The 26468-nt window shown below is 64.5% G+C and carries 27 protein-coding genes and 1 pseudogene; 12 read left to right on the forward strand and 16 right to left on the reverse strand.

All coding sequences use genetic code 11. From position 1 onward, the window contains the following. Nucleotides 1–264 precede the first annotated feature (264 nt). From ALVIN_RS11245 to ALVIN_RS11255, 3 genes are all read left to right on the forward strand, one after another. On the forward strand, nt 265–1314 hold the full coding sequence (locus ALVIN_RS11245; protein WP_223295211.1) for a GGDEF domain-containing protein: 1050 nt from the start codon (nt 265–267) through the stop codon (nt 1312–1314). A gap of 80 nt (nt 1315–1394) precedes the next feature. Further along, nucleotides 1395–2171 (forward strand): HD-GYP domain-containing protein, encoded by a 777-nt coding sequence (locus tag ALVIN_RS11250; RefSeq protein ID WP_012971449.1) that lies wholly within the window; start codon nt 1395–1397, stop codon nt 2169–2171. Between the two features lie 127 nt (nt 2172–2298). Then, complete coding sequence (locus ALVIN_RS11255; RefSeq protein ID WP_148217501.1) at nt 2299–2529, forward strand: hypothetical protein; 231 nt, start codon at nt 2299–2301, stop codon at nt 2527–2529. Here ALVIN_RS11255 and ALVIN_RS11260 read toward each other — a convergent pair. Beyond that, complete coding sequence (locus ALVIN_RS11260; RefSeq protein ID WP_043795633.1) at nt 2519–3436, reverse strand: LysR family transcriptional regulator; 918 nt, start codon at nt 3434–3436, stop codon at nt 2519–2521. The two genes, ALVIN_RS11255 and ALVIN_RS11260, sit on opposite strands and share 11 nt — an antisense overlap. Nucleotides 3437–3548: 112 nt before the next feature. Here ALVIN_RS11260 and metE point away from each other — a divergent pair, with 112 nt between their 5' ends. Continuing rightward, complete coding sequence (metE, locus tag ALVIN_RS11265; RefSeq protein WP_012971451.1) at nt 3549–5843, forward strand: 5-methyltetrahydropteroyltriglutamate--homocysteine S-methyltransferase; 2295 nt, start codon at nt 3549–3551, stop codon at nt 5841–5843. A gap of 24 nt (nt 5844–5867) precedes the next feature. Here the strand turns inward: metE and fur are convergent, their stop codons facing one another. From fur to ALVIN_RS11285, 4 genes are all read right to left on the reverse strand, one after another. Continuing rightward, nucleotides 5868–6287 (reverse strand): ferric iron uptake transcriptional regulator, encoded by a 420-nt coding sequence (gene fur / locus ALVIN_RS11270; RefSeq protein ID WP_012971452.1) that lies wholly within the window; start codon nt 6285–6287, stop codon nt 5868–5870. Between the two features lie 81 nt (nt 6288–6368). Beyond that, entirely contained in the window at nt 6369–7007 is a 639-nt protein-coding gene (locus ALVIN_RS11275) for a DUF3299 domain-containing protein (RefSeq protein ID WP_012971453.1), read from the reverse strand. A gap of 24 nt (nt 7008–7031) precedes the next feature. Beyond that, nucleotides 7032–8291 (reverse strand): ABC transporter permease, encoded by a 1260-nt coding sequence (locus ALVIN_RS11280; RefSeq protein ID WP_012971454.1) that lies wholly within the window; start codon nt 8289–8291, stop codon nt 7032–7034. A gap of 5 nt (nt 8292–8296) precedes the next feature. Continuing rightward, the gene (locus tag ALVIN_RS11285) at nt 8297–9067 is read right to left on the reverse strand and encodes an ABC transporter ATP-binding protein (protein ID WP_012971455.1); all 771 of its coding nucleotides are present in this window, start codon (nt 9065–9067) and stop codon (nt 8297–8299) included. A gap of 128 nt (nt 9068–9195) precedes the next feature. Between ALVIN_RS11285 and ALVIN_RS11290 the strand changes: the two genes are divergently transcribed. Then, nucleotides 9196–10074 carry a metal ABC transporter solute-binding protein, Zn/Mn family gene (locus tag ALVIN_RS11290; protein WP_012971456.1) on the forward strand — a complete coding sequence of 293 codons (879 nt, stop codon included), beginning with the start codon at nt 9196–9198 and terminating at the stop codon, nt 10072–10074. A gap of 12 nt (nt 10075–10086) precedes the next feature. Here ALVIN_RS11290 and ALVIN_RS11295 read toward each other — a convergent pair whose 3' ends face one another. The 8 genes from ALVIN_RS11295 to ALVIN_RS11330 form a co-directional block, all read right to left on the reverse strand. Further along, the gene (locus ALVIN_RS11295) at nt 10087–10362 is read right to left on the reverse strand and encodes an RnfH family protein (protein ID WP_012971457.1); all 276 of its coding nucleotides are present in this window, start codon (nt 10360–10362) and stop codon (nt 10087–10089) included. Beyond that, nucleotides 10355–10792: a type II toxin-antitoxin system RatA family toxin gene (locus tag ALVIN_RS11300; RefSeq protein ID WP_012971458.1), complete on the reverse strand. Its 438-nt coding sequence runs from the start codon at nt 10790–10792 to the stop codon at nt 10355–10357. Before ALVIN_RS11300 ends, ALVIN_RS11295 begins: the two co-directional genes overlap by 8 nt. Nucleotides 10793–10810: 18 nt before the next feature. After that, nucleotides 10811–12145, reverse strand: coding sequence for a phosphoglucosamine mutase (glmM, locus tag ALVIN_RS11305; RefSeq protein WP_012971459.1), 1335 nt, complete (start codon nt 12143–12145; stop codon nt 10811–10813). A 3-nt stretch (nt 12146–12148) separates the two neighbouring features. Beyond that, the gene (ftsH, locus tag ALVIN_RS11310) at nt 12149–14068 is read right to left on the reverse strand and encodes an ATP-dependent zinc metalloprotease FtsH (RefSeq protein WP_012971460.1); all 1920 of its coding nucleotides are present in this window, start codon (nt 14066–14068) and stop codon (nt 12149–12151) included. Nucleotides 14069–14130: 62 nt separating this feature from the next. Continuing rightward, nucleotides 14131–14751 carry a 23S rRNA (uridine(2552)-2'-O)-methyltransferase RlmE gene (rlmE, locus tag ALVIN_RS11315; RefSeq protein ID WP_012971461.1) on the reverse strand — a complete coding sequence of 207 codons (621 nt, stop codon included), beginning with the start codon at nt 14749–14751 and terminating at the stop codon, nt 14131–14133. 118 nt (nt 14752–14869) lie between these two features. Further along, nucleotides 14870–15715, reverse strand: a complete 846-nt coding sequence (locus tag ALVIN_RS11320) for a hypothetical protein (protein WP_012971462.1) — start codon at nt 15713–15715, stop codon at nt 14870–14872. 94 nt (nt 15716–15809) lie between these two features. Further along, the gene (locus ALVIN_RS11325) at nt 15810–16178 is read right to left on the reverse strand and encodes a high-potential iron-sulfur protein (RefSeq protein ID WP_012971463.1); all 369 of its coding nucleotides are present in this window, start codon (nt 16176–16178) and stop codon (nt 15810–15812) included. A gap of 252 nt (nt 16179–16430) precedes the next feature. Then, a complete protein-coding gene (locus tag ALVIN_RS11330; protein ID WP_012971464.1) occupies nt 16431–16919 on the reverse strand; it encodes a C40 family peptidase in 489 nt (162 codons plus the stop codon). A gap of 305 nt (nt 16920–17224) precedes the next feature. Between ALVIN_RS11330 and trxB the strand changes: the two genes are divergently transcribed. The 6 genes and pseudogenes from trxB to infA all read left to right on the forward strand — a co-directional run bounded on the left by trxB (nt 17225) and on the right by infA (nt 22560). Continuing rightward, entirely contained in the window at nt 17225–18187 is a 963-nt protein-coding gene (gene trxB, locus ALVIN_RS11335; RefSeq protein WP_012971465.1) for a thioredoxin-disulfide reductase, read from the forward strand. A gap of 9 nt (nt 18188–18196) precedes the next feature. Continuing rightward, nucleotides 18197–18940: a leucyl/phenylalanyl-tRNA--protein transferase gene (gene aat, locus ALVIN_RS11340; RefSeq protein WP_012971466.1), complete on the forward strand. Its 744-nt coding sequence runs from the start codon at nt 18197–18199 to the stop codon at nt 18938–18940. Beyond that, nucleotides 18937–19701, forward strand: coding sequence for an arginyltransferase (locus tag ALVIN_RS11345; RefSeq protein ID WP_012971467.1), 765 nt, complete (start codon nt 18937–18939; stop codon nt 19699–19701). The genes aat and ALVIN_RS11345 overlap by 4 nt, the downstream gene beginning before the upstream one ends. Before the next feature lie 114 nt (nt 19702–19815). Next, a pseudogene (locus ALVIN_RS18320) lies at nt 19816–20445 on the forward strand (cache domain-containing protein); the annotation flags it as partial. A gap of 960 nt (nt 20446–21405) precedes the next feature. Beyond that, entirely contained in the window at nt 21406–22242 is an 837-nt protein-coding gene (locus ALVIN_RS18325; RefSeq protein WP_407637054.1) for a methyl-accepting chemotaxis protein, read from the forward strand. Nucleotides 22243–22341: 99 nt separating this feature from the next. Further along, on the forward strand, nt 22342–22560 hold the full coding sequence (gene infA / locus ALVIN_RS11355) for a translation initiation factor IF-1 (protein WP_012971469.1): 219 nt from the start codon (nt 22342–22344) through the stop codon (nt 22558–22560). A 32-nt stretch (nt 22561–22592) separates the two neighbouring features. Here infA and zapE read toward each other — a convergent pair whose 3' ends face one another. The 3 genes from zapE to ALVIN_RS11370 all read right to left on the reverse strand — a co-directional run bounded on the left by zapE (nt 22593) and on the right by ALVIN_RS11370 (nt 25771). Further along, nucleotides 22593–23690 (reverse strand): cell division protein ZapE, encoded by a 1098-nt coding sequence (gene zapE / locus ALVIN_RS11360; protein WP_012971470.1) that lies wholly within the window; start codon nt 23688–23690, stop codon nt 22593–22595. A 69-nt stretch (nt 23691–23759) separates the two neighbouring features. Then, entirely contained in the window at nt 23760–24992 is a 1233-nt protein-coding gene (locus ALVIN_RS11365; protein WP_012971471.1) for an aminotransferase class I/II-fold pyridoxal phosphate-dependent enzyme, read from the reverse strand. Beyond that, the gene (locus ALVIN_RS11370; protein WP_012971472.1) at nt 24992–25771 is read right to left on the reverse strand and encodes an HAD-IA family hydrolase; all 780 of its coding nucleotides are present in this window, start codon (nt 25769–25771) and stop codon (nt 24992–24994) included. Before ALVIN_RS11370 ends, ALVIN_RS11365 begins: the two co-directional genes overlap by 1 nt. 259 nt (nt 25772–26030) lie before the next feature. Between ALVIN_RS11370 and dksA the strand changes: the two genes are divergently transcribed. After that, the gene (gene dksA / locus ALVIN_RS11375; protein ID WP_012971473.1) at nt 26031–26465 is read left to right on the forward strand and encodes an RNA polymerase-binding protein DksA; all 435 of its coding nucleotides are present in this window, start codon (nt 26031–26033) and stop codon (nt 26463–26465) included. The last annotated feature ends 3 nt before the right edge of the window (nt 26466–26468 follow it).

Raw genomic sequence — 26468 nt, forward strand, 5'->3', positions numbered from 1 at the left:
CGGCGCGGCGCTCTATTATCTCTATCGCAATCTCCTGCCCAAGCGCGGGCAGTGCGCGGCCTGTGCGAGCCAGGGCAAGGCGGGTGGATGCCAGTCGACCAGGATGGCCGGGACTACAGTCGCGAGGACTTCGAGGCGCTCATCCCCTTCCTCTACTACAAGAACATGGAACCCCGCATCAAATGATAACAATTACCATTGCCGCATTGATGGGCAATGATAGACTTCGGCTTCGTGATCGCGCCTTGGAGACAGACTCACACCATGCAGATCAAGATCGGCGCGCGCCTCATGCTGGCGAACCTTCTGATCCTGGGCGTCAGCCTGGCGGTCTTTGGCGTGCTGCTGCAACAGGAAGTCGACCCTGGAATCCTGATACTTTTCTCTCTTTTGACGGCGGTCGCCAGTCTCGCACTGACTCCCCTGCTATTGCCCTGGATCTGTCTGCGCGATCTGCGTGCCATTCAAACCGTCATCGCCGGCCTCAAGCGCGGCGACTATGCCGTGCCGCTGCCGATCGCACCCGAGCCTGGCGATCCGGACGATGAATACGAGCTCAATCGCCTCAAGCGCGAGATCCACTGGATGCGCCGCGCCATCGCCAAACGCGAGCAGGACATCCGACGGCAGACTGAGCGCATCCTGGCGCTCAACGAGGCTCTGCGGATCGAGGCGATCACCGACACGCTGACCGGACTCTACAACGCCCGTCACTTCTGGGAATGCATCGGCCAGTGCTTCAACGAACATCTGCATACAGGCGTCTCCTTTGCCTTCGTCATCCTGGACATCGATTTCTTCAAGCGGATCAATGACACCCATGGTCATCTGGGCGGTGATCGTGTGCTCGAACAGTTCGCATCGGCACTGCGCGAAAGCACACGCAAAACGGATATCGTGGCCCGGATCGGCGGCGAAGAGTTCGCCCTGATCCTGCACAATGTCTCATCCGACGAGACCAAGCAGTATCTGCATCGACTGCATGGCCTGCTGCGCGAACGCGACATCCGGATCGGCCCCGAGCAGCGGATCAAGGTCACGGCCAGCGTCGGCTACTATGTGATCGAGAAGCCGCTCCCGCCCGCGCTGACCGTGCCGCCGATCACCACGACCCAGGATATCGTCAAGCGCGCCGACGATGCCCTCTATTGGGTCAAGAACAACGGACGCAACGGCATCATGGCCTGGCATGAGCTGACCCATGATTACCGCGACCAACGCCTCGAACTGACGACGCCGACGTCAGCGACCTGCCCCTGTCGGCGAATCCCGGCGTCTCCTTGCGCTGTATCCAGCGATGTCGATGCGGCTTGAAACATCCGTATCCAGGGTCGGTTGGCGCATCGACGATGAATCTGAAGCTGCAATCTGCGGCAAGGAACGATTGAAAGACTGTGAGTATTCCAGAGCATGTTTGTCTGCATGAAGTCATCGATGTCGTCCTGACGACGCTGGACGCACGAGACCCCTATACCTATGAGCATTCCTGCCGGGTCGCGCTCTTCTCGGAATTGATGGCGCGTGAACTCCAGCTCCCACCCGCCATCCAGCAACGGATACGGGTCGCCGCCCAGTTGCACGACATCGGCAAGATCGCCATCACGGATCAGGTGCTGAACAAGGCAGGACGACTCGATCGCGATGAAATGATCGAGATCCAGCGCCACCCGCGCATCGGCTACAATATCCTCGTGCGTCTCCCGACCTTCCATGAGATCGCGACCATCGTGCTGCACCACCACGAGCGTTTCGACGGCGAGGGTTATCCGCAGCGACTGGCCGGCGAAGCCATCCCCCTGGAATCCAGGATCATCGCCGTTGCCGATGCCTTCGATGCCATGACCTCGAACCGGCCCTACCGCAAGGCGCTGTCGGTCGACGAGTCGCTGACCGAGATCCGACGACATGCCGGCGAGCAGTTCGATCCGCTCATCGCGGCAAGCCTGACACGGCTACGCGATCTGGTGCTTGAGCACCTGAGCAGCGGCCCGACGCCCATCAATGGAAGGCACCACGCTTATGTGGGGCACGAGGATCTGATGCACTCGCGCATCGTCCAGAACACCGGCTTCTTCGTGGAAGGCGAACCGCCCAGGCACGTCGAACCGAACACGCCCCCGGATGTGCCGCGAGCCGCGCATCAAGATGGCGGCCACATCGCCTTGTCATGACGGACAGTGGGGACTATAAGAATGCAGTGAGGGCCTACCGGCTCACGCGCGTGCCTCCCTCCACGGGATCGGCCAGGATGGCCGCCCGCCCCAGAGCCGCGCGAGCCTTTCCGCGAGGATGACGCGCATGTTCCACTGCATTCCCTTCCTGGCCGGTGCCGCTGCCGGCACGGTCATCACCTACGTGCTCAAGGATCACGAGGCACGGGACAGGATCCGAGCGGGCACCGACAGGGTCGTCGATGGCGTCCGGGATGGATTCGAGCGTGCCGGCCGAGCCGGCCGGGCGCTGGTGCGTCCAGCCTCGAACAGGACCGGGTCGGACACCGGGATCGACCCGCAGCCGGCTACCCACTGACGCTCGATCCCACCCCGCCGCCGTGTTCACGGGCGAGCGCGACGAAGGCACGCAGATAATCGATGTCGGCCTCGCGCTCGCGGATGCCGACGAAGATCTGCTTGGCGATCCCCTGCGCGCCGAGTCGCACCGACCCGAGATCGAGCTTGCCGGCCTGTTCGTCCACCAGCCAGCGGGGCAGTGCCGCGACACCGCGACCGCTGGCGACCATCTGCAGCAGGATGTCGGTCGTTTCGATCGGCTTGTGGCGCTTGGGCCGGATACCGGCCGGCAGCAGGAAGCGGGTATAGATGTCGAGCCGGTCGATGGCGACCGGATAGGTGATCAGCGTCTCCTCGGCCAAGTGCTCCGGTTGCACGCATGGGAGACCGCGCAACCGATGCCCCGGTCCAACCACCAGCACCTGCTCATAGTCGAACACCGGCTCGAACCGCAGACCGCCCGTGTAGAGCGGGTCCGGCGTCACCAGCAGATCGATCTCGTGCGCGAAGAGCGCGCCGATCCCGCCGAACTGGAATTCCTGCCGGACATCCACATCCACGTCCGGCCAGGCGGCCAGATAGGGTGACACCACCTTCAACAGCCATTGATAGCAGGGATGGCACTCGATGCCGATGCGCAGCGTGCCGCGTTCACCCAGGGCGAACTGCCGCAGACGCTCTTCGGCCTGTGTGAGCTGCGGCAGCAGACGATTGGCCACCGCCAGCAGATAGCTTCCGGCCTGCGTCGGACGCAGACGGCGCCCCTCCCGCGTCCAGATCGCCACGCCGAGCTGATCCTCCAGCTTGCGTATCGCATGGCTGAGGGCGGATTGGGTCAGGTTGAGCTGCTCGGCGGCGGCGGTCACGGAGCCGTACTGATCGACGGCACGGACGATCGCCAGATGGGTGCGTTCGAGTTGAGCCATATCACCGGTTTCACATGAATGCCATGCATGATCGGATGAAATCATACCATTTCCATTCATGATTTGAGCGAACGAGAATGGCGTCATCTTTCATTCGTCAGAGCACATCGACATGGCCATCACCCATAACCTCGGCTTTCCCCGCATCGGCGCCAAGCGCGAATTGAAGTTCGCCCTCGAATCCTACTGGAAGGGCGAGTCCACGCTCGACACACTCAGGGCGGTCGGCGCCGAGCTGCGCGCGCGCCATTGGCAAGCGCAAGCGGATTTGGATCTGGTCCCGGTGGGTGATTTCGCCTTTTACGACCAGATGCTCGACATGAGCTTCACGCTGGGCCATCTCCCCAAGCGCGTGCACGGTCTCAAAGGCGAGTCGCTCGACACCTATTTCCGCGTGGCGCGCGGGCGCTCGGCTCCGGCGGCGGAAGCACAGGCCGGTTGCACCGACGGCGTTGCCGCGGGCGAGATGACCAAGTGGTTCGACACCAACTATCACTACATCGTGCCGGAATTCACCGCCGCCACGGAATTCAAGCTCGATGCCTCGCGTCTGCTCGAACAGCTGGCCGAAGCCAAGCGCCAGGGCGTCAATGCCAAACCGGTCATCATCGGTCCCGTCACCTATCTGGCTCTGGGCAAGAGCAAGGACGGCTCCGACCGGCTCGCGCTGCTCGATCGTCTGCTGCCGGTCTATGCCGAGTTGCTGAACACGCTGGCCGCGCACGGCGTCCAGTGGGTGCAGATCGATGAGCCGATCCTGGTGACGGAACTCGACGAGACCTGGCGTCATGCCTTCGAGATCGCCTACCACGAACTCAAGACGGCCCCGGTCAAGTTGCTGCTGGCGACCTATTTCGGCGAGCTCCAGGATCAACGCTATCTGGCCGCCCATCTGCCGGTGGCCGGCCTGCACATCGATGCCGTCCGGGGGCGCGACGATCTGGTTGCGTTGCTGAATCTGCTGCCTTCCAGCAAGATCCTGTCACTCGGCGTGATCGACGGCCGCAACATCTGGAAGACGGATCTGAACGCCGTGCTCGACTGGCTGGAGCCGATCCAGGACCAGCTCGGCGAGCGGCTGTGGATCGCCCCCTCCTGTTCACTGCTGCATGTGCCGGTGGATCTGGACAGCGAACGGACGCTCGACCCTGAGATCCGGTCCTGGCTCGCCTTCGCCCGGCAGAAACTCAATGAGCTGCGGGTGCTGGCAACAGCGCTGAATCAGGGCCGCGAGGCCGTCAGGGCCGAGCTGGACGCCAACCGGGCCGCCATCGATTCACGGCGCCAGTCACCGCGCGTCAACGACCCCGAGGTCAAGGCGTCGCTCACCCGAATCGATGCGCGCCTGGGCCGGCGCCAGAGTCCCTACGCCGATCGCGCCGCCAAGCAGGCCGGCCTTCTGAATCTGCCTGAATTCCCCACCACCACCATCGGTTCCTTCCCCCAGACGGGCGAGATCCGTCAGGCGCGCCGGCAGTTCAAGGCGGGGACGATCGACGAGGCGACCTATGTCGAGATCATGCGTGGCGAGATCGCCCGCTGCGTGCGCGAGCAGGAAGCGCTGGGGCTGGATGTCCTGGTGCACGGCGAGGCCGAGCGCAACGACATGGTCGAGTACTTCGGCGAACAGCTCGCGGGCTTCACCTTCAGCCAGTTCGGCTGGGTGCAGTCCTACGGCTCGCGCTGCGTCAAGCCGCCGATCCTGTTCGGCGACATCCGCCGTCCCAAGGCCATGACCGTCGACTGGATCACCTACGCCCAATCGCTGACCGATAAGCCCATGAAGGGCATGCTGACCGGCCCGGTGACGATCCTCAACTGGTCCTTCGTGCGCGACGACCAGCCGCGTTCGGTCTCCTGCCGGCAGTTGGCGCTGGCGATGCGCGAAGAGGTGCTGGATCTGGAGCGCGCCGGCGTGCGGGTGATCCAGATCGACGAGGCGGCGCTGCGCGAGGGTCTGCCGCTACGCCGCTCGCAGTGGACGGACTATCTCGACTGGGCGGTCGAATGCTTCCGTATCACCGCCAATGGAGTGTCGGACGCGACCCAGATCCACACCCATATGTGCTATTCGGAGTTCAACGACATCATCGCGTCGATCGCCGACATGGACGCCGACGTCATCACCATCGAGACCTCGCGCTCGGACATGGAACTGCTCGATGCCTTCGATGATTTCAGTTATCCCAACGCGATCGGCCCCGGCGTCTACGACATCCACTCGCCCAACATCCCGGGCGAGGCGCACATGGTCGAGCTGATGCGCAAGGCCGCCGAGCGCATCCCGGCGCAACGGCTGTGGGTGAATCCGGACTGCGGACTCAAGACCCGGCAGTGGAGCGAGGTCATCCCGGCGCTCACCAACATGGTCGCCGCCGCCAAGACGCTGCGCGCCACGGTCTCCTAGCATGGGGAAGCGTCGTCGGGGCGATCAGGGCTTGCTCTGACAAGCGGGACAGACCCCATAGATGATGAGCGCGTGATCCTCGGTCCGAAAGCCATGTTCTTTCGCCACGGCCATCCGACGCTGTTCGATCTTGGGGTCGACGAACTCGACGACGCTCCCGCAACGGGTACAGACCAGATGGTCGTGGTGCCCGCCACGGTTGAGCTCGAAGACGGCCTGGTTGCCGTCGAAGTTACGCCGGCAGACGAGACCGGCCGTCTCGAACTGTGTCAGCACGCGATAGACGGTCGCCAGACCGATCTCTGCCTCCTCGGCGAGCAGTTCGCGGAAGACGTCCTCGGCACTCAGGTGCCGCTCGGTATTGCGCTCCAGGATCGCCAGGATTCTGGCACGGGGAACCGTTACCTTGAGCCCCGCCTCTCTGATTTGTTCACTTTTCGACATGGCGAGCCCGATCTCCTCAACTGTCTCGATTCTCGGGCAGGATACCGGCTTTTCGGTCGGTCGGCATCCCTTGTCCGCGCCTCAGGGATAGGGCGTGACCCCGACGGCTTCGAGCCGATAGCCCGCGTCGGCGATCTCGCTGGAGAAACGCTCGACCCGGAGGATGCCGCTGACCCAGACGGCATCGAAGACGCCGCCCCGATACGCTTCACCCTCAGCCAGGGTGACATGGACGATCTGGTTGACGGGCGGCGGCGGAACATGGATGCAGGCGCCATAGTAAGGAACCAGGAGGAATTCGCGTATGTCATCCAGGCCGAACTCCACGGGCACCACGAAGCCGGACAACTTCACCGGCTTGCCATCGAGCGCGGCGACGACCGGGGCCTGCTGCCACAGAGCCATAAGCCGGCCCATGATCACCTCGGCGCGCGGGTCTTCGTCCGGGATGTCGTCCAGACTCACCCCGTCCACGCTCAAGCCGTCGAGCAGCCGGTCCGGATCCCAGTCTGCGGGGATGAGGGCATCCCAGTCGAGTTCGCTGAAATCGCCCGCGTCGCGATAGCCGGTGCCGGCGTTTTGGCCATCGGCGGAAGCTGGCCCCACCGCCGATTCATCGGACGCCTCGCCGCAGGCGGTGAGGCCGAGGGTCATGGAGACGATGACCGCCGTCACGAGCAGTCTGGTGCGGGATGTCTGTGGATACACGTTTAGTTTCATCTCAATCGCTCGTCCCGACATGACTCAGGTCCGCATCGACAGACCATCGACGAGCGACAGCCGGTACGCCCGATAAGCCGGGATCGCCCCCACCGCGAAGCCCGCGACGGCCACGGCACCAAGCAGCCGCCACTCGGAGAGGCTGGGGAGCCGTCCGGATAGCGAGAGACCATACTCGGCCTGGATCAGCGGCTGGGCCACCCCGAGCACGATATAGAGCAGCCCCAGCCCCAGTATCAGACCCAGCAGGGTCAGGAATCCGGCCTCGCCCATGATCAGGGCAAAGAGCTGCCAGGGCCGCGCGCCGACGGAACGCAGGATCGCCATCTCCCGCCGGCGTTCAGCGAGACTGGTCAGCAGCACCGTGAGCATCCCCAGCATGCCGATCAGGACCACAGAGGCCGAGATGATCTGCAAGACGTTCTCGGCCACGCCCACCAGCCCCCACAGCTCGCTCAGCGCGACGCCTGGCAGGATCGCCGACAGCGGCTCATCGGGATAGGTATTGACGAAGCGCTGAACCCTGAAGGCCGCCGCCCTGGACGTCACCCCGACCAGGGCGGCGGTGATCCTCCGGGGTGTGAGATCCAGGTGGCGCGCCTCCTCGGCTGAGGTGCTGTGTCCCGGCACGGGGGCACCGGAGTGCCAATCGAGATGGATGGCCTCGATCGCTTCGAGACGGACATGCACGGTACGATCGACCGGCGTACCTGTGCGCTCCAGGATGCCGGCGACGCGAAACGGCTTGTCGGCGTGCGCGGTGAAGCTCACCTTGCCTGTGCCGTGCCCGACGACGATAGAATCGCCCAGACGATAGCCGAGCGCGGCGGCGACCTCGGCGCCCAGCACGGCATCATAGAGATCGGTGAATGGACCGCCCGCGGCGAACTCGAGCCGCCGATCGCGGGCGAAGCGATAGTGCTCGAAGTACCCGAGATCCGTCCCCAGCACCGGATAGCCGCGATGGGAATCGCCCAGCGAGAGGGGCACCGTCCAGGCGACCCTGGGATGGGCGGCGATCGCCTGATAGCTACTCCAGGAAATGGTGTGGCTAGCCTGACCGAGACGGAAGACGGCATAGAGCAGGAGCTGCACCGATCCGCCGCGCGCACCGACGATCAGATCCGTCCCCGACAGCGTGTTGGCGAAGCTCGTTTGCGCCTCGTGCCGCAAGCGCTCGACGCCGACCAGCAGGCTGACGCTCAGGGCGATGCTCAGCAGGATGAGTCCGGCATTGAAGCGACGGTTGAGCAGGCTCTTCCAGGCGAGTCGGAGGATGGCCATGATCTTCAGCTCCCGGACTGGACGGCGGTCTCGTGATCCGGCGTGGCGCGGTTGAGCGCGGCGAGACGCAGGGTGCGATCGAATAGGGGCGCGAGCGCGGTGTCGTGGCTGACGAAGACCAGGGTCGAGCCCGAGTCCGCACATTCCTGGAACAGGAGCTGGATGAAGGCCGCGCGCCGGTCGGCATCCAGGGATGAGGTCGGCTCATCGGCGATCAGCAGCTCGGGCGCACCCATGAGCGCACGTGCGGCGGCGACACGCTGTTGCTGGCCGACGCTCAGCGTGCTCACCGGGCGATCCGGACATCCGTCGGCCGCCATGCCCAGCTGTCTCAGCAGCCGCAATGCCTCAGCGGTCGGTGTGCCGGAGCGTCGGCGGACGCGCGCGCGCCGTACCCGCGAGAAGTGACAGGGCAACTGCACGTTCTCCAGGACCGAGAGATAGGGGATGAGGTTGAACATCTGAAAGATGCAGCCGATATGATCGGCCCGGAAGTGATCGCGCCGCGCACCGCTGACGGTTTCGAGCGACCGGCCCAACACCCGCAGACTTCCCTGCTGCGGCACCGCCACGCCGGCCAGCAGGTTCAGCAGGGTGGTCTTGCCGCTGCCGCTCGGCCCGGCGACGAAAACCCGCTCGCCGCGCTCGATCCGGAGATGGTCGAGCCGGAGCACCGGCGGCCCCGACTCGGTCCAGCGGAACGCGAGATCCCGGATCTCGACAGCCGGCTGGAGCGGAGTGTGCGAATCTGGATTGAGGGTGCGAGACCCGGGCATGGTCGATCCTGAACGCCATTGGTTGTCGAACCAAGATGTTATCTCATAACATCCTTCCAAGCACCCGACGAAGACGCGCCAGGGTGTGCCTCCATCCATACAAGGCCGCGAACCACGCCGAGGAAACCATGCGAACCCGAATCCTATCGTTCATCGCCTTGCTCTGCCTATCCACCGCCCTGCCGGGCGCGGACCGAATCCAGGTCTTCGTCACCGTGCCGCCGCAGCAGACCTTCGTCGAACAGATCGGCGGATCTCACGTCCAGGTCGAGGCGCTCGTCGGCGCCGGTTCCAATCCGCATGCTTATGAGCCGCCCCCCGGACAGATCGCGCGGCTGGCCGAGGCGGATGTCTATTTCGGGATCGGGTTGCCAATGGAGACCGCCTGGATGAAGCGGATCAGGGCCGTGAATCCGGAGATCCGCGTGGTGGATCTCAGCGACGGGATCTCAAGGCGCCGTCTCGAAGCTCATGAGCATGGGCACGGAGCGGAACCTGATCATCACCATGAATCCGACAGCGAGCAGGATCCGCACATCTGGACCAGCCCGCCGCTCGTGATTGGGATGGCGGAACGCATCGCCGGGACGCTGAGTGAACTCGACCCGGAGCGGGCCGCCGAGTACGAGGCGCGGCGGGCGGATTTCATCGCCGAGCTGAAGGCGCTGGACGCCGACACCCGTGCCCGGCTCGACCGGCTGACGCACCGCCGCTTCATGGTCTACCACCCGTCCTGGGGCTACTTCGCCGAGACCTATGGCCTGACCCAGATCCCCATCGAGGCCGAGGGCAAGGAACCGGGTCCGCGACGGCTGGCCGCCCTGATCGATCAGGCACGCCGCGAGGACGTGCGGGTCATCCTGGCCCAACCTCAACTGTCGACCAAGGCCGCCGAACAGGTCGCCCGGGAGATCGGTGGACGGGTGGAGGTCGTGGATACGCTGGCCGCCGACTACATCGGCACCATCCGCCACCTCACTCGAGTGCTGACGAGCGCCGACGAGTGAGCACGGAGGATCTCAGGCCGCGCGCCGCTTGCGCGCCGTCTTGGGATCGGCGATCAGGGGGCGATAGATCTCGATCCGATCGCCCTCCTCGACCGCCTGATCCAGCTTGGCCAGTTTGCCGAAGATACCGACCTTGTTGGCGTCGAGATCGATCTCCGGGAACTGATCGAGCAGTCCGCATTGCTCGATGGCTTCGCGGACACTGGTGCCGGTGCGCACTTCCAGCGCCCGCAGCGCCTGTCCATCCGTGCCGACATAGGCCACCGAGATCTGGAGATATTCAGTCACGGTCGTAGACCTCATCGGCGCGCTTGCAGAAGGCATCCACCAGCGTATTGGCGATCTGGTTGAAAACGCTGCCGAACGCCTTGTCGATCAGGCGTCCCGAGAACTCGAACTCCAGTTCCAGCTCGACCTTGGAGGCATTCTCGCGCAGCGGGGTGAAGCGCCAGGCGCCGACCAGCTTGCGGAACGGCCCGTCGAGCAGATCGATGTGCATCAGCCGATCGCGCTCGTAGCGGTTGCAGGTACTGAAGGTCTGTCGAATCCCCATCCGATGTACCCCGATCTGACCGCAGATTTTCTCCTCGGTCTCGGAGATCACGCTGGCGCTGTCGCACCAGGGCAGGAATTGCGGATAGGAAGTGACGTCATAGACGAGATCGAACATGCGGGATGCCGAATAGGGCACCAGAGCGCTTTTTCTGACGATGGCCACGATGGTTCCGAAACACTATCAAGCGGTGAGTTGAGCGCGCACGACCCCGGCGAGGTGTTCGGCGAGACGTTCGACCTGCGGCCGATCGCTGCCCTCGACCATGACGCGTACCAGGGGTTCGGTGCCGGAGGGGCGCAGCAGCACCCGTCCGCGCCCGGCCAGTTCACTTTCAGCACTGGCGACGGCGTCCTGGACTTCGGGCAGGCTCAGCACATCGCGCGGCTGGTCGAGACGCACGTTGACGAGCACCTGCGGATAGAGTTCGACCTCGGTGCCGATGTCGTCGAGTCGGGTGCCAAGCCGGTCGAGCGCCGCCAGAACCTGGAGCGCCGAGACGATGCCGTCGCCGGTGGTGGTGCGGTCGCGGCAGATGATATGGCCCGACGGCTCGCCGCCGAGGATGCCGTCGCTGGCCTTGAGCCGCTCCATGATGTAGCGGTCCCCGACCTTGGTGCGCGCAAAGCCGATGCCGAGTCGCTTGAGCGCATGCTCGAAGCCGAGATTGCTCATCAACGTACCGACCACCTCACCGCGCATGGCGCCGGTGAGCAGACGTGATTTGGCGATCAGATAGAGCAGCTGATCACCGTCGATCAGGTGGCCGCGCGAGTCGACCATGAGCACCCGGTCGCCGTCGCCGTCGAAGGCGATGCCGAGATCCGCGCCCTCGCGCACCACGGCTTCGCGTAGCGCGCCCGGCTGGGTCGAGCCGACGCCGTGGTTGATGTTGAAGCCGTCCGGCTCGTTGCCGAGCCGCACGACATTCGCCCCGAGTTCCTCGAAGACGAAGGGTGCCGTGTTGTAGGTCGCGCCATTGGCGCAGTCGACCACCAGCTTCAGCCCCCGGAAGTTCATGCTCGCCGGGATGGTGCTCTTGCAGAATTCGATATAGCGCCCGTTGGCGTCGTCGATGCGCTTGACCTTGCCGAGCGCGCTCGATTCGACGGTGCGGAGCGGCTGATCGAGTTCGGCCTCGATGGCCAGTTCCACCTCGTCGGGCAGCTTGTCGCCGTTGGCGGAGAAAAACTTGATGCCGTTGTCGTCGAACGGATTGTGCGAGGCGGTGATGACGATGCCGGCGCTGGCCCGAAAGGTCCGGGTGAGATAGGCCACGCCCGGCGTGGTCATGGGACCGAGTAGCCGGATGTCGACCCCGGCCGCGACCAATCCGGCCTCCAGGGCCGACTCGAACATATAGCCCGAGATCCGGGTGTCCTTGCCGATCAGGATCTTGCCGCGCCCGTTGCCCAGCACACGCCCGGCCGCCCAGCCGAGCTTGAGTACGAAATCAGGGGTGATGTTCCCGCTGCCGACTCGTCCACGGATGCCATCGGTGCCGAAATACTGACGCATGACTTAGTGTTCTCCTGCCGGATGACCGACCTGACCGGCCTCGAAGCCATCGCCGTTGTCGTCGTTGAGACCATTGCGCGAGGCGGCCGGACGACGCGGCTCGTCGTCCTCCCAGTCGCGCGGCGGACGCGGCTCGCGCCCCGCCATGATGTCATCGATCTGCGACGAGTCGATGGTCTCGTACTTCATCAGCGCGGCAGCCATGGCGTGGAGCGTGTCGAGATGCTCCTGGAGCAGATCGCGCGCGCGCCCATAGTTGCGATCGATGACGCGCCGGATCTCCTCGTCGATCAAATGCGAGGTCTCGTCCGAGACGCTCTTGTGCTGCGTGACCGAGTGGCCGAGGAAGACCTCCTGCTCTTCTTCGCTGTAGGTCAGCGGCCCCAGCCGATCGGACAGACCCCACTTCGTCACCATGTTGCGCGCGATCTCGGTGGCGCGATGGATGTCGTTCTGCGCCCCTGTGGTCACGCTGTCTTCGCCGAAGATGATCTCCTCGGCACAGCGCCCGCCGAACAGGCTGGAGATGTTGCTCTCCAGACGCTGCTTGCTGTAGCTGAAACGGTCGTCCTCGGGCAGGAACAGGGTCACACCCAGCGCACGACCGCGCGGGATGATACTGACCTTGTGCACCGGGTCGTGATCCGGCACCAGACGCCCGACGATGGCGTGCCCGGACTCGTGATAGGCCGTCAGGCGCTTCTCGTCCTCGGTCATGACCATGGAGCGACGTTCGGCGCCCATCAGGATCTTGTCCTTGGCCTTCTCCATGTCGCTCATCTCGACCAGCTTCTTGTTGGCGCGCGCGGCGAACAGTGCCGCCTCGTTGACCAGATTGGCCAGGTCCGCACCCGAGAAGCCCGGCGTGCCACGCGCCAGGATCGACGCCTTGACGTCCTCGGCTGCCGGTATCTTGCGCATGTGGACTTTCAGAATCTGCTCGCGACCGCGCACGTCCGGCAGCGGCACCACGACTTGACGGTCGAAGCGACCGGGACGCAGCAGCGCCGGGTCGAGCACATCGGGCCGGTTGGTGGCGGCGATGACGATGACGCCCTCGTTGCCCTCGAAGCCGTCCATCTCGACCAGGAGCTGGTTCAGCGTCTGTTCGCGCTCGTCGTGACCGCCGCCCAGACCCGCACCGCGATGCCGGCCCACGGCGTCGATCTCGTCGATGAAAATGATGCAGGGCGCATGCTTCTTGGCCTGCTCGAACATGTCACGCACGCGCGAGGCGCCGACGCCGACGAACATCTCGACGAAGTCCGAGCCGGAGATGGTGAAGAAGGGCACCTTGGCCTCGCCCGCGATGGCGCGCGCCAGGAGCGTCTTACCCGTACCGGGCGGGCCGACCATGAGCACGCCCTTGGGGATCTTGCCGCCGAGCTTCTGGAACTTGGTCGGATCGCGCAGGAAGTCGACCATTTCGACGACCTCTTCCTTGGCCTCTTCCGCCCCGGCGACGTCCTGGAAGGTGACCTTGACCTGATCCTCCGAGAGCATCCGCGCGCGGCTCTTGCCGAACGACATGGCGCCGCGTCCACCGACTCCCCCCTGCATCTGGCGCATGAAGAAGATCCAGAGCGCGACCAGGATCAGGAGCGGGAACCAGTTGATGAGGATCTGCATCAGGACCGACTGACCCTCGGGCGGTGCGGCCTTGATGATGACATTGTTGTTGAGCAGGTCGCCCACCAGCCCATCGTCACCCGGACTGTAGGTGCTGAAGCGCTGACCGGTCTCGGTCATGCCATCGATCAGGCGACCCTGGATGGTGACTTCCTTGACGCCGCCCTGCTTGACCTGTTCGATGAAATCCGAGTAATCCAGATTTCGGGGCGTCGATTGAGTCGCGGTGAAATTGTTGAACACGGACATCAGCACGATGGCGATGACCACCCAGAGCAGTAAATTTTTCGCCATGTCACTCACGACTCACGACCCCTGAAGGTAAAACGCTGGAAAAACGACTCGATCCCCGGATTCTAGGGCCGAAAGCCCTTGGCCACCAGAAACACCTCGCGGCTCTCCGTGCGCGAGGACTTGGGCTTGCGCGTGGCCACCTGTCTGAAGCTTGAGCGCAATTCGCGCATGTAGTCGTCGAAGCCCGTGCCCTGGAAGACCTTGGTGACGAGGGTGCCACCGGGCTTCAGATGCGAGCGCGCCAGCTCCAGCGCGAGTTCGACCAGATACATGGCGCGCGTCTGATCCACGACCATGGTCCCGGTGATGTTGGGCGCCATGTCCGAAAGCACCACGTCGAGCGGCGCCTCGCCGATGGCCTCGCGCAAGCGCGACAACACCTCGTCATCGCGAAAATCACCCTGGAGCACGACGACACCCGGCAGAGGCTCCATCGGCAGGATGTCCAGGGCCACCACACAGCCCTCGGGGCCGACGAGCTGGCGCGCGATCTGCGACCAGCTACCCGGCGCCGCGCCCAGATCGACCACCCGCATCCCTGGCTTGAGAATGGGGTCTTTCTCCTGGATCTCCAGCAGTTTATAGGCCGCACGCGAGCGATAGCCGTCGACCTGGACGCGCTTGACGTAGGGATCGTTGAAATGCCGGTCGAGCCAGCGGCGGCTGGATTTGGTGCGTGACATGCAGTTGACGAGGGTCTGACCAAAACGGATCGATGGCGGCCCGGGGCGGGCGGCTGACCGCGCAGCCTACCACAAGAGTCCCCATCATGATCGACTCACGGGCGCGGTAGCGCGGATCTCAGACGTCATGGACCCAGGGGAAGCGGAAGAGTTCGAGCAACAGACCCGCCATGGCGCCGCCGAGCAATCCGCCCAGGAAGGCCGGCGGGATCTCATCGTGCATCGAGAGGCTGGCCAATTGCCAGAACCCCGGATCGAGTCCCATGAGCGGCGCGACCATCATCCAGACACTGCCGGCGGCGATGGCGGCCAGGATCGCCATGGTCGTGGCCTCGATCAGATCGCACGGACGCGACTCCAGCCCCAGACGACGCGACACCAGGACCCAGCCACGCACGGTTCCGACATAGAGGATGCCATTCACGCTCGCCAGGAAGAGCAGGACGGAGAAAGTCGAAAACGGCGCCGAATGCAGGGGTTCGGCGATGGCCAGCACGGTACCGACGAAGGCTCCGGTCAGGAGTCCGGCCAGGAGCTTGCCTGGAACGTGGCGGGTACAGCGACGCGGAAACGAGAGCGTCAAACCGACCGTAGCCGCCAGGATCGAGGCCGTCACGACCGCATTGGTCAGAGTGGCCTGGCCGGGCATCAGGATGAGCAGTGCCACGCCCGTCACCGCGCCGATACCCGTGCTGATCAGCGCCAGTTCGTGCGCGCCATAGAGCACGGCGCCCGCTGCACCCGCCAGGGCAGCGGCTAGGACATAGGCGAACCCACCCAGCTCGGCCCCGCGCGCCAGCGACAGCAATCCAATGAATAGCGGCGCATAGATCATCCCGATCAGGCTCCAGACGATGACGCGGAGAAACACGAATCGCCAGCGTATCCGGGCCACGCCCTCGTTCCCGCTCAAGCCTTTGTAGGGGCGGGCATTGGCGAACTCACTGGAGCTTTCGGATGACATGACGAACAACCCTGGAGAGACTGAAGACCGTTGCATGATTATGAACGAAAAACGGGGCCAGCGGCCCCGTTTCGTCCCAATCCGGCAACGGCGATCAGCCGGCCTTCAGGGTCCAGGAAGCGCACCAGCCGTTGACGTTGATCAGCTTGCCGGGGAAGAGCTGGCAGCCCTTCCACTCGTCGGTCGCGCCGGCGGCGTCGGCCTGCATGAACTGGCAGTTGGCGCAGTGCTGCTCTTCGGGCGGCAGACCGGGACGGGCCGCGGCGACGCGCTCGGACTTGGTTGCATCCTGGTTGTACTTGAGGGCGATCGCGGTCGCATCGTCCGCGGCCACGGCATTGGCGGGAGCGGAGGCACGGGCGGTGCCGAAACCGACCAGGTTGATCATCGGGATGGCGGCGGCGGTGCCCAGCATCACTTTGACAGCGTCACGACGGCTCTTGCTGATTGGCTTATCGGACATGAAGTCACTCCTAACAGAATATGGTGTGGTGATTCCGACACTCCCGGTCCAGTACCGGAAGCCGTCTGGCATTTTCCTACAGGCGGCCCGAAAAGGCGAGTCGTTTAAAGCCGTATCCACGACGGGGCCGCGCAAGCCGTGATGCGGCTCGGTGTCTTTGAGCAATGCGATTGTCCGCGCCCGGCACCGTATCCGCCCTGATCTTTGTCAATGGCACGGTTCAGCGCCCGCGTGGACGGCCATTCGATGCACTCAGCGCAGATAGGTTCCCGCGCCGATGTAGTGCCTGTTCCAGTAGGGCGTGTCGAGATGATCGATGCGCACCCGGCTACGCGAGGTCGAAGCATGGACGAAGCGCTCCCTGTCGATCATCAGGCCGACGTGATAGGCGTTGGGTCCGGTCTTGAAGAACACCATGTCGCCCGGTTGCAGCCGGCTTCGGGGCACGGGCTTGGCGGCTCGCTGCTGGGCGGCGGCGGTGCGCGGGATCGCGAGGCCGGCCTGATGATGGGCGTAATGCGTCAGACCGCTGCAATCGAAGCCTTCGTCCGGCGATTCGCCGCCATACAGGTAGCGGGTTCCGATCTGCGCCAGACTTTTGTCGACCAGTTCGGCGCGGCGCGCGCTGAGTCCGTCGTCCCGGCCACGGCTCGCACAGCCGGCCAGGGTCGTCAGCACCAGTAGCGCGACCAGGATGAATGTCAAACGGGACAGTGGCGTGGAGGTCGTTCGAATCTTCATGGATCACTCTCGATTAGCGTGCCAGATCACTGGAATATCTGGAGTTTGGTCGGTTGTATCGCCCTTGGACGGCGGCTGTCAATCGCCGCCCGGCGCAATCCCGGCGCCTCGGGCAATCTGAGGATGTGAGAAGACGGCGTCGGCACACCTGCCCCTTCGGACTTTACGCTCCGTCGGGCAACCCTTAAATTGGCGTCATCCGACACAGCCCTTCTCACTGTTGCGCCCCGCTGGCCTGCGAATTCCGGGCCAGAGACGTCGCAACCCTGTCCCGACCTGATCGGGCGCCCTGGAGTATCCAATCGATGAGCGAAACCAAACACTGCCGACTCCTGATCCTCGGCTCCGGACCGGCCGGCTACACCGCCGCCGTCTATGCCGCGCGTGCCAACCTCAAGCCGGTGCTGGTCACGGGCCTGGAACAGGGCGGTCAGCTGATGACCACGACCGAGGTCGACAACTGGGCCGGCGATCCGGACGGCGTCCAGGGTCCGGAGCTGATGGAACGGATGCGCCGCCATGCCGAGCGCTTCGAGACCGAGATCCTCTTCGATCACATCCACACCACGGATCTGTCCAGCCGTCCGTTCCGGCTGATCGGCGACTCGGCGACCTATACCTGTGATGCGCTGATCATCGCCACCGGGGCGAGCGCGCAGTATCTGGGCCTGCCCTCGGAGCAGACCTTCAGAGGACGCGGCGTCTCGGCCTGTGCGACCTGCGACGGGTTCTTCTATCGCAATCAGAAGGTCGCCGTGATTGGCGGCGGCAACACGGCGGTCGAGGAGGCGCTCTATCTCTCCAACATCGCCTCCGAGGTGACTCTGGTCCACCGGCGTGATGCCCTGCGGGCCGAGAAGATCCTGCAACAGCAGCTCTTAGAAAAGGCCGAGAAGGGCAACGTCCGCATCGCCTGGAACCATGTGCTCGACGAGATCCTGGGCGATGCCACGGGCGTGACCGGGATGCGCATCAAGCACGTCCAAACCGGCGAGACCCAGGACATCGACCTGCAAGGGGTCTTCATCGCCATCGGTCACACGCCCAACACAGCCATCTTCGCCGGTCAGCTCGACATGGAGAACGGCTATATCAAGGTCCAGAGCGGCACCCAGGGCAATGCGACCGCGACCTCGGTCCCCGGCGTGTTCGCGGCGGGCGATGTAATGGATCAGGTCTACCGTCAGGCCATCACCTCGGCGGGCACCGGCTGCATGGCCGCACTCGATGCCGAGAAGTATCTCGACGCACTGGAGGCGCAGTCCTGACGCGCCGCCATGATCGCCCTACTCGATCCGCGCGATCGCACGGCCTTTCCCGATCCGGCTCAGGCGCTGCGGGAGCCCAATGGACTGCTGGCGGTCGGCGGGGATCTGAGTCCCGAACGGCTGATCCAGGCCTATCGGCGCGGCATCTTTCCCTGGTTCAGCGCGGGCGATCCCATCCTCTGGTGGTCGCCCGATCCGCGCGCCATCCTGATCCCCGAGCGCTTCCACGGCTCGCGCAGTCTGCGCAAGCGGCTGCGGCGCGGCGATCTCGTCACCACGCTGGATCGTGACTTTGCCGGGGTCATCCAGGGGTGCTCCGAGCCGCGCGACGCCGAGGACGGAACCTGGCTGGTTCCGGAGATGGTCGCGGCCTATCGGCAGCTCCATGCGCTGGGGCTGGCCCATTCGGTCGAGGTCTGGCGCGCGGGCGAGCTGGTCGGCGGACTCTATGGCGTGGCCATCGGGCGCGCCTTCTTCGGTGAATCCATGTTCAGCCGGGTGAGTGATGCCTCCAAGGTGGCCCTGGCGCGTCTCTGTGAACAGCTTTGGGACTGGGAGTTCGGGGTGATCGACTGCCAGATGACGACCGGGCATCTGTTGAGCCTGGGAGCGTTCGAGGTGCCGCGCGCCGAGTTTCTGACGCTCCTGGACCGGCATGGCGCGCGTCCCGGATACGATCGGAGCTGGGACGACGGCACGGAGCGTCCGGCGTGCGCGATCCGGATCGCGCCGGTCGGCGGGGACGGAGGATGATGCACGGGCTGGGCATCGGACGCGGACGCACGCTGCCGCTCTATCTGACCGGCGAGCATGACTGCTCCTATCTCGACGGTGTCCAGGCGCGGACGCTGTTCGTCGATCCGGGCGCACGCATCGATGGAGCGACCTATCAGACGCTCATCGATCAGGGGTTCCGGCGCAGCGGCGCTCATGTCTACCGCCCGGCCTGTCGCGGCTGTTCGGCCTGCGTTCCGGTGCGTCTGCCGGTCGCCGGGTTCGTGCCGAATCGCTCGCAGCGGCGCAACTGGCGACTCAATGCGCCGGACATCACCCTGAGCGACGGCCCGGCGGCGTTCCGCGCGGAACAGTTCGACCTCTATCGGCGCTATCTGACCGCGCGTCACGCCGACGGCGCCATGGCCGAGGATGCGACCGAGGACAGTTATCGGCGCTTTCTGGTCGAGTCCTGGGGCGGGACGACGCGCTTCATCGAGTTCCGGCTCGACGGGCGGCTGGTCGGGGTGGCCGTCACCGACGTGCTCGAACAGGGGTTGTCGGCGGTCTACACCTTCTTCGATCCCGAGCTGGACGAGCGCGCGCTCGGCACCTTCGGCGTGCTGGCTCAGATCCAGACCGCCCGGCGTCTCGGGCGGCCCTATCTCTATCTCGGCTACTGGATCGCCGAATCACGCAAGATGGTCTACAAGGAGCGCTTCCGCCCGATCGAGGCCTGGGACGGCCGGCACTGGCGACGCTTCGAGCGCAGGCAGCCCCTGAGGTTCGATGAACGCTGAAGGGCATCGACCGATGGTGGTCTGAACGGACAGAACTCAAGGACAGTCACTCAGGACGATCAGTATGATACTTGCCCCGAGATGCAGGCGAACAATCGAGCAGGAACAGGACACATGTCTTCGATTCGAACTAAGATCTTCATCCTGATCACGGCCATCGGCCTGATATCCCTCGTGATCGGGGTGGCCTATGCCTATTTCAGCGAGGCCACCCTGACCAACCGTATCGTCGAGCAGCGTCATGAGCAACTGCTCGGCGCGGTACGCCAGCGCATCGCCAAGAAAGAAGACATCGGCCTGACCAACGCCATCGCCTTCGCCGCCAACCGTTCCATCATCGAGGCCATGAAACGGGGTGACCGCGATCTGGCCATCGCCACACTGGAGGCGATCGGCAACCTGTATCAAAAAAACAGCAACTTCAAGGGCATTCAGATCCATCTCCACACGCGCGACATGCGTTCCTTCGTGCGAAGCTGGAAGCTCGACCAGTTCGGCGACGATCTGACCCGGATCCGCCCTGGAATCGTCAAGGTCAACACGGAGAAGAAAGCCCTGGTGGCCTTCGAACTCGGCGAGAACGGACTCATGATCCGCGCCATCATGCCCGTGTTCGACGGCGCCGAATTCGTCGGCACCCTGGAGTTCCTCCAGGGCGTGGGCAGCGTCAGCCGCGACTTCGAGCAGGAAGACAAGTTCTATCTGATGCTGCTCAACGATCGCGCCTTGAAGATCGCTAAAAAAGCCGCTAAAAATCAAAAAATTGGTGACTTCGTCGTACTGAACGACAAGTATTTCAGCGAGCCCACCCTCGATTTCGCGCGCTCGCTCGACTATGCGACCCTGCTCGAACAGGGTTACAGCCGCAATGACCGCTTCTTCGCCAGCCTCCTTCCCGTCACCGACCTCAGCGGCGAGGTGGTGGCCTACCATGTGGTCGGCGAACCGATCTCGGTTCTGCAAACGCGCCTTGGCGAAGCCTCGACCATCACCCTGTCCTTCCTGGGGCTGATCGTCTTCATGATCCTGTTCATGATTCTGGCCCTGTTCTTCGGCATGAACGCCATGATTCTCAAGCCCGTCGCCGAGATCAAGGCCGGTCTGCAGGGCTTTTTCGACTATCTCAACCATCTCAGCGACCAGTGCCGGCCGATCGGTTTCGAGAGCCGCGACGAGCTTGGCGAGATGGCCGGTATGATCCGCGAGAATATCGCCCACACCCAAGACATGTTCCAGCGCGACCAAGCGCTCATCCGGGAGGTCGAGACGATCGTGGGTCGCGTGACGAGCGGTTTCTATTCCTCGCGGGTCGGCGGGACGACCGACAACCACCAGCTCGATGCGCTCAAGACGATCTTCAACGAGATGCTGGAGCGCTCGGAGCGGAATTTCGACAAGATCCTCAGTGCCATCCTGTCCTTCGCCAGTTCGAACTTCACCAGCCAGCTCGCCGTCGAGGAGCATACCGGCAAGCTCGGCAGCCTCATCAGCTCGATCAACACGCTCGGGGTCAGTATCTCCGAACTCATGGCCCTGATCCGGCGCACCGGGGATACGCTACAGCAGGGCACCGAACAGCTCTTCGACGCCTCCGGCCAGCTACGTGAGGCCGCCGTGTCCCAGACCCGCGCCATCACGGTGACCAGCGACACCATCGCCACCATCGCGCGCAACATCGAGGACAGTGACCGACGCATCGCCGAGATGAGCGAGCAGGCGCAATCCATGCGGACCCTCACTCAGGTCATCGCCGATATCGCCGGTCAAACCAATCTGCTCGCCCTCAACGCCGCCATCGAGGCCGCGCGCGCGGGCGAGCATGGACGTGGTTTCGGCGTGGTGGCCGACGAGGTGCGCAAGCTCGCCGAGAAGACCCAGCAGTCACTCGCCGAGATCAGCAACAATGTCGACGTCATGCTGCGCGTCACCAAGGACGTGCGCGATTCCTCGCGCCGGCAGTTCGAGCAGATCGCCAGTCTCACCACACTCACACAGGATCTGACCACGGCGAACGAAAACAATCAGTGTGTCGCCGAAACGATGTTCCAACTCTCGAACCACATCGCCAAGCGGGTCGAGAATCTCGTCAACGTCTCGCAGCAGACCCAGGCCCTCCAACGCCCGCTCGATCAGGTCTGTGACGTCAAACTGGTGTTCGAGATCAACATGGTGAAACTCGAATACATCCGGATGAAGGATCAGTTGCTGTCGGCCATCACCTGCGCCGAACCCTTCGACGAGAGACCCTTCCGGCACACACCCATCGATGCCTGGATGACGTCCTCGCGCAACCTGCCCATGACCGGGACTCAGGCCTGGCGCAATCTTCAGGTGTTGGCGGTCGAACAGAGCCGACTCATCGAGCGCATGTTCGAGCTGCATCGTCAGGACGCGACGTTCGAGTCGATTCGCCCGCTCATCAATGAGCTCGAGCTGGGCACTCACAGCCTCTTCGACCTCATCGACAGAGTGAAGACCGAGGAATGCCGGCGGCGTAATCAGCAACTCGAAGAAGCGCTCGACACAGTAGCGCACGGCTGAGCCAGTTGCGGCCAAGACTTGCTGAACCGCTCCGGTTTCGAATGTGGTAGACTTCCGCCGTTTACAAGGATCGCATTTGCCATTCCAACGAAGTCCACTATGTCAAAAGACGATGTCATCCAGATGGAAGGCACGGTCACCGAGACCCTGCCGAACACCGTGTTCCGTGTCCAGCTCGAGAATGGTCACACCGTGACCGCGCACATCTCGGGCAAGATGCGCAAGCACTATATCCGCATCCTCACCGGCGACAAGGTCACGGTCGAGCTGACGCCCTATGATCTGACCAAGGGCCGCATCGTCTACCGCGCGCGCTGATCGCGATCGCGCGCCGCTCCATTCGAACCGACTCAGCCCGAATCGGCCGACGCCGCCAGATAGTCGCGCGACTGCATCTCGATCAGACGGCTGATCAGGCGTTCGTACGCGAACTCGGTAAGACCGCCCGCGTAGAGCCCATCGATCGGCGCCGCCGTCGACATCACCAGCTTCACCCGCTGATCATAGAGTTCGTCGATCAGGTGCAGGAAGCGGCGCGCGGCGGCTTCCTGGCGCGGTTCGAGCCTTGGCACGTCCGAGAGCAGCAGGGTGTGATACTCCTTGGCGATCTCGATGTAATCGGCGGCTGAGCGCGCGGTGCCGCACAGGCTCGCGAAATCGAACCAGATCACGTCCATGCCGATGCCCTTGACCGGAATCGAGCGATCATTGACCTCGATCGCCGTCGCCGGCTCGACATGCCCGCCGGTCAGGCGTGCGAAATAGTCCGCCAACTGGCGTTCGCCCGCCGCGCCCGACTCGAACAGCAGCCCGCCCTGCGTCAGGGTCCGCAGCCGATAGTCCACCCCGCCGTCGAGTTCGAAAACCTCCGTGTGCTGCTCGATGAGCGCGATTGCCGGCAGAAAGGACTGGCGTTGCAGTCCGTTGCGATAGAGTTCGCTCGGTTTGGTATTGGCGGTCGTCACCAGCGTCAGGCCGCGCGCGAACAGCGCCCGCAGCAATCCGTGCAGGATCATGGCGTCGGTGATGTCTGTCACCAGGAACTCGTCGAGACAGAGCACGCGCGTCTCGGCGCACAGTCGATCGGCTACGACCTCCAGCGGATCGGGCTGCTTGGGCAGGACCGCAAGCGCGGCATGGATGTCGCGCATGAAGTGATGGAAGTGCAGCCGCCGCTTGCCGGACAGTTCCAGATCCTCGACGAACCAGTCCATCAGATAGGTCTTGCCGCGCCCGACCCCGCCCCAGAGATAGAGTCCGCGTACCGGCTCGACCGAGGCGGGTTTGGCCAGGCGCGCCCGCACGCGCCCGAGCCAGCCCGTGGGTTCCGGCCGGGTTGCGCTGTCGTCGCCGAGCAGTCGCTGATGCAGGGCGAGCAGGCGTTCGCTCGCCTCACGCTGGGCGTTGTCGCGTGGTTGGAAGGTCGTCGATCGCGAAGATTGGGTCATGTATTTCGATAGGCTCAAACGATTGGCGATCGCGGTCCGAGAGGACCGCGATGCGGGTTGTGTCCGTGCTCAGTCTCGCCCCGGCCGCCCGAGATCCGTGAGAAAGTCACCGATCCGTCGCACGCCCTCGTCGAGCACATCGAAGTCGCGCGTATAGGCCAGCCGGACATGACGATCGCACTCATGCGAACCGAAGTCCTGCCCAGGGGTCAGGGCGACCCCGGCCTCCTCCAGCAGACGTGTGGCGAAGTCCATCGAGTCTATCTCCAGCCACTCGGGAAGCCGGGCATAGAGATAGAAAGCGCCGTCAGGCGCGCCTGAAAGACCGAAGCCCAGGTCGCGCAGAGCCGGCAGCAATCGATCGCGTCGTTGCTGGAAGATGACGCGCCGCTGTTCGAGGATGACGGCGGTCTCGGGCGAGAAAGCAGCGAGCGCGGCATGTTGGGCCGGCGTATTGGCGGCAATGAAGAAGTTCTGTGCCAGACGATCCATGACGGCGACGGCCTCCTCCGGTCCCGCCACCCAGCCGACCCGCCAGCCGGTCATGCCGAAGTATTTCGAGAAGCTGTCGATGACATAGAGATCCTCGCCGGCGAGCGCGAGCGCCGTGGTGTCCGGCACGCCATAGGTCAGGCCGCGATAGATCTCGTCGACGATGAGCGCGGCCCCGCGCGCCCGGCAGATGGCGTGGAGCGCGCGTAGCTCGTCCAGGCTCGTGACCGCGCCGGTCGGATTGGCCGGCGAGGCCACGACCACCGCGCGCGTGCCGGGCGCCCAGACCGCTTCGAGCCGCTCGGGCGTGAGCCGATAGCCCGTCTCCGGGCCGAGCGGCACGGCGACCGGCTCGGCGCCCATGAGCCCAAGCATCTGGCGATAACAGGGATAGGACGGATCGCCCAGCATGACCCGGTCGCCCGGCTCCAGGAGCACCGAGAACACCAGTTGCAGCGCCCCGGACGCGCCGGGCGTGACCAGCACCCGCGCCGGATCGACTTCGACGCCGTGGCGCCGGCCGTAGTGCGCCGCGATCGCCTGTCGCAGGGCCGGCAGACCGGCCGCCGGAGTGTAGTGGGTCAGGCCGGCGTCGAGCGCCGCCCGGCCGGCGGCGAGGATGGGTTCAGGCGTCGAAAAATCCGGCTCACCGACCTCCAGATGCACGATGGAGCGCCCGGCCGCCTCCAGCTCGCGCGCGCGTCCGAGCAGACGCATCACATGGAAAGGCTCGACCCGACATGCACGCTCGGCCAGTCGGCTCGTCGGACGCTCCGCCATCGGCTGATCTTTGGTTGCACGCTTTGCCATCAACCGGCTCCGTGGAGCTGACGATGCAGCCGATCGAGCGCGGCCAGATCCACCAGCGACCGACCGCCCAGATCCCCGGCCAGCACCCGAGGCGGTGAATCCGGCTCGCCGAGCTGATCGACCACCAGCGCCGCCGCGCCGAAGTCCTGATCGACCGTATAGTCGTTGACCGTGACCACCAGCGCGCGAATCCCGGCATCGAGCGCCGCACGCGCACCATTGTCCGAATCCTCGACGGCCACGCAGTCCTCGGGTTTCAGGTCGAGCCGTTCCAGCGCATAGGTGAAGATATCCGGCGCCGGTTTCTTGTTCGGCACCACGTCGCCCGCCGCGATGACCTCGAACCAGCCCGAAAGCCCCGGCTCGCCGGCATTCTCCAGCAACGCGACGACGTTTTCGGGCGTGGTCGTGGTCGCGATCGCCAGCCGCACCCCGGCCGCGCGTGCCTCGCGCCACAGACGCAACACACCCGGCCGCAGCGGAATCACTCCCTGACGCAAGAGCGCCAGATAGTGCGCGGTCTTGTCGCGATGCAGCCCGGCGACGAAGGCCTCGACATCCACACCCGGCGCCGGCTCGATCCCGGCACGGTGCATGAAATACCGGATACGCTCCTTGCCGCCGGCCACCGCCAGCAGCTCGCCATAGAGTTCGGGGGGCCAATGCCAATCCAGACCGGCCGCCGCGAAGGCGGCATTGAAGGCAGGACGATGGCCATCGCGCTCGGTGTCGGCGACAGTCCCGTCCACGTCGAAGATGAGAGCCTTGAACCCATGCATGCCTGTCTGCTCCAGTCCGCTCGTCGCGAGCGCTCGCCATGAACCGAACGCGCAAGATTACCCAAATCGGCGCGCGCCCGCATCGCTTCCGGGACGCGAAACAGCGAAGATCAGTTGCCCGCCGGTGCGCGATCTGGTACTTAAGCACGCTTTCTCGGCTCAGACCGCTGGCGGAGGTCGCTTTCGAGCCGCCGGGAGCCACTGAATCCAAACCGCACCCTGACCAGAGAGCCAGCGCGGTCCATGGGAGGAGCACACGATGACCGAAGAACGTCAACACAACGCTGAGGGCTATTCCTTCGAGCCGTACAAGGCCGGCAGCGACGAGGAATACATGAACCCCGATCAGGAAGCCCACTTCCGCGAGATCCTGCTCGACTGGAAGCGCTCGCTGATGGAAGAAGTCGACCGCACCGTGCATCACATGCAGGACGAGGCGACCAACTTCCCCGATCCCAACGACCGCGCGACCCAGGAATCGGAGTTCAGCCTGGAACTGCGCACCCGCGACCGCGAGCGCAAGCTGATCAAGAAGATCGACGAGGCGCTCGACCGGCTCGACAACCACGACTACGGCTATTGTGAGGCCTGCGGCGTGGAGATCGGCATCCGCCGTCTCGAAGCGCGCCCGACCGCCACGCTCTGCATCGACTGCAAGACGCTCGACGAGATCCGCGAGAAACAGCGCGGCTGAGTC

The organism is Allochromatium vinosum DSM 180 (genome assembly GCF_000025485.1).
In the GTDB taxonomy this organism is placed as follows: Bacteria; Pseudomonadota; Gammaproteobacteria; order Chromatiales; family Chromatiaceae; genus Thermochromatium; species Thermochromatium vinosum.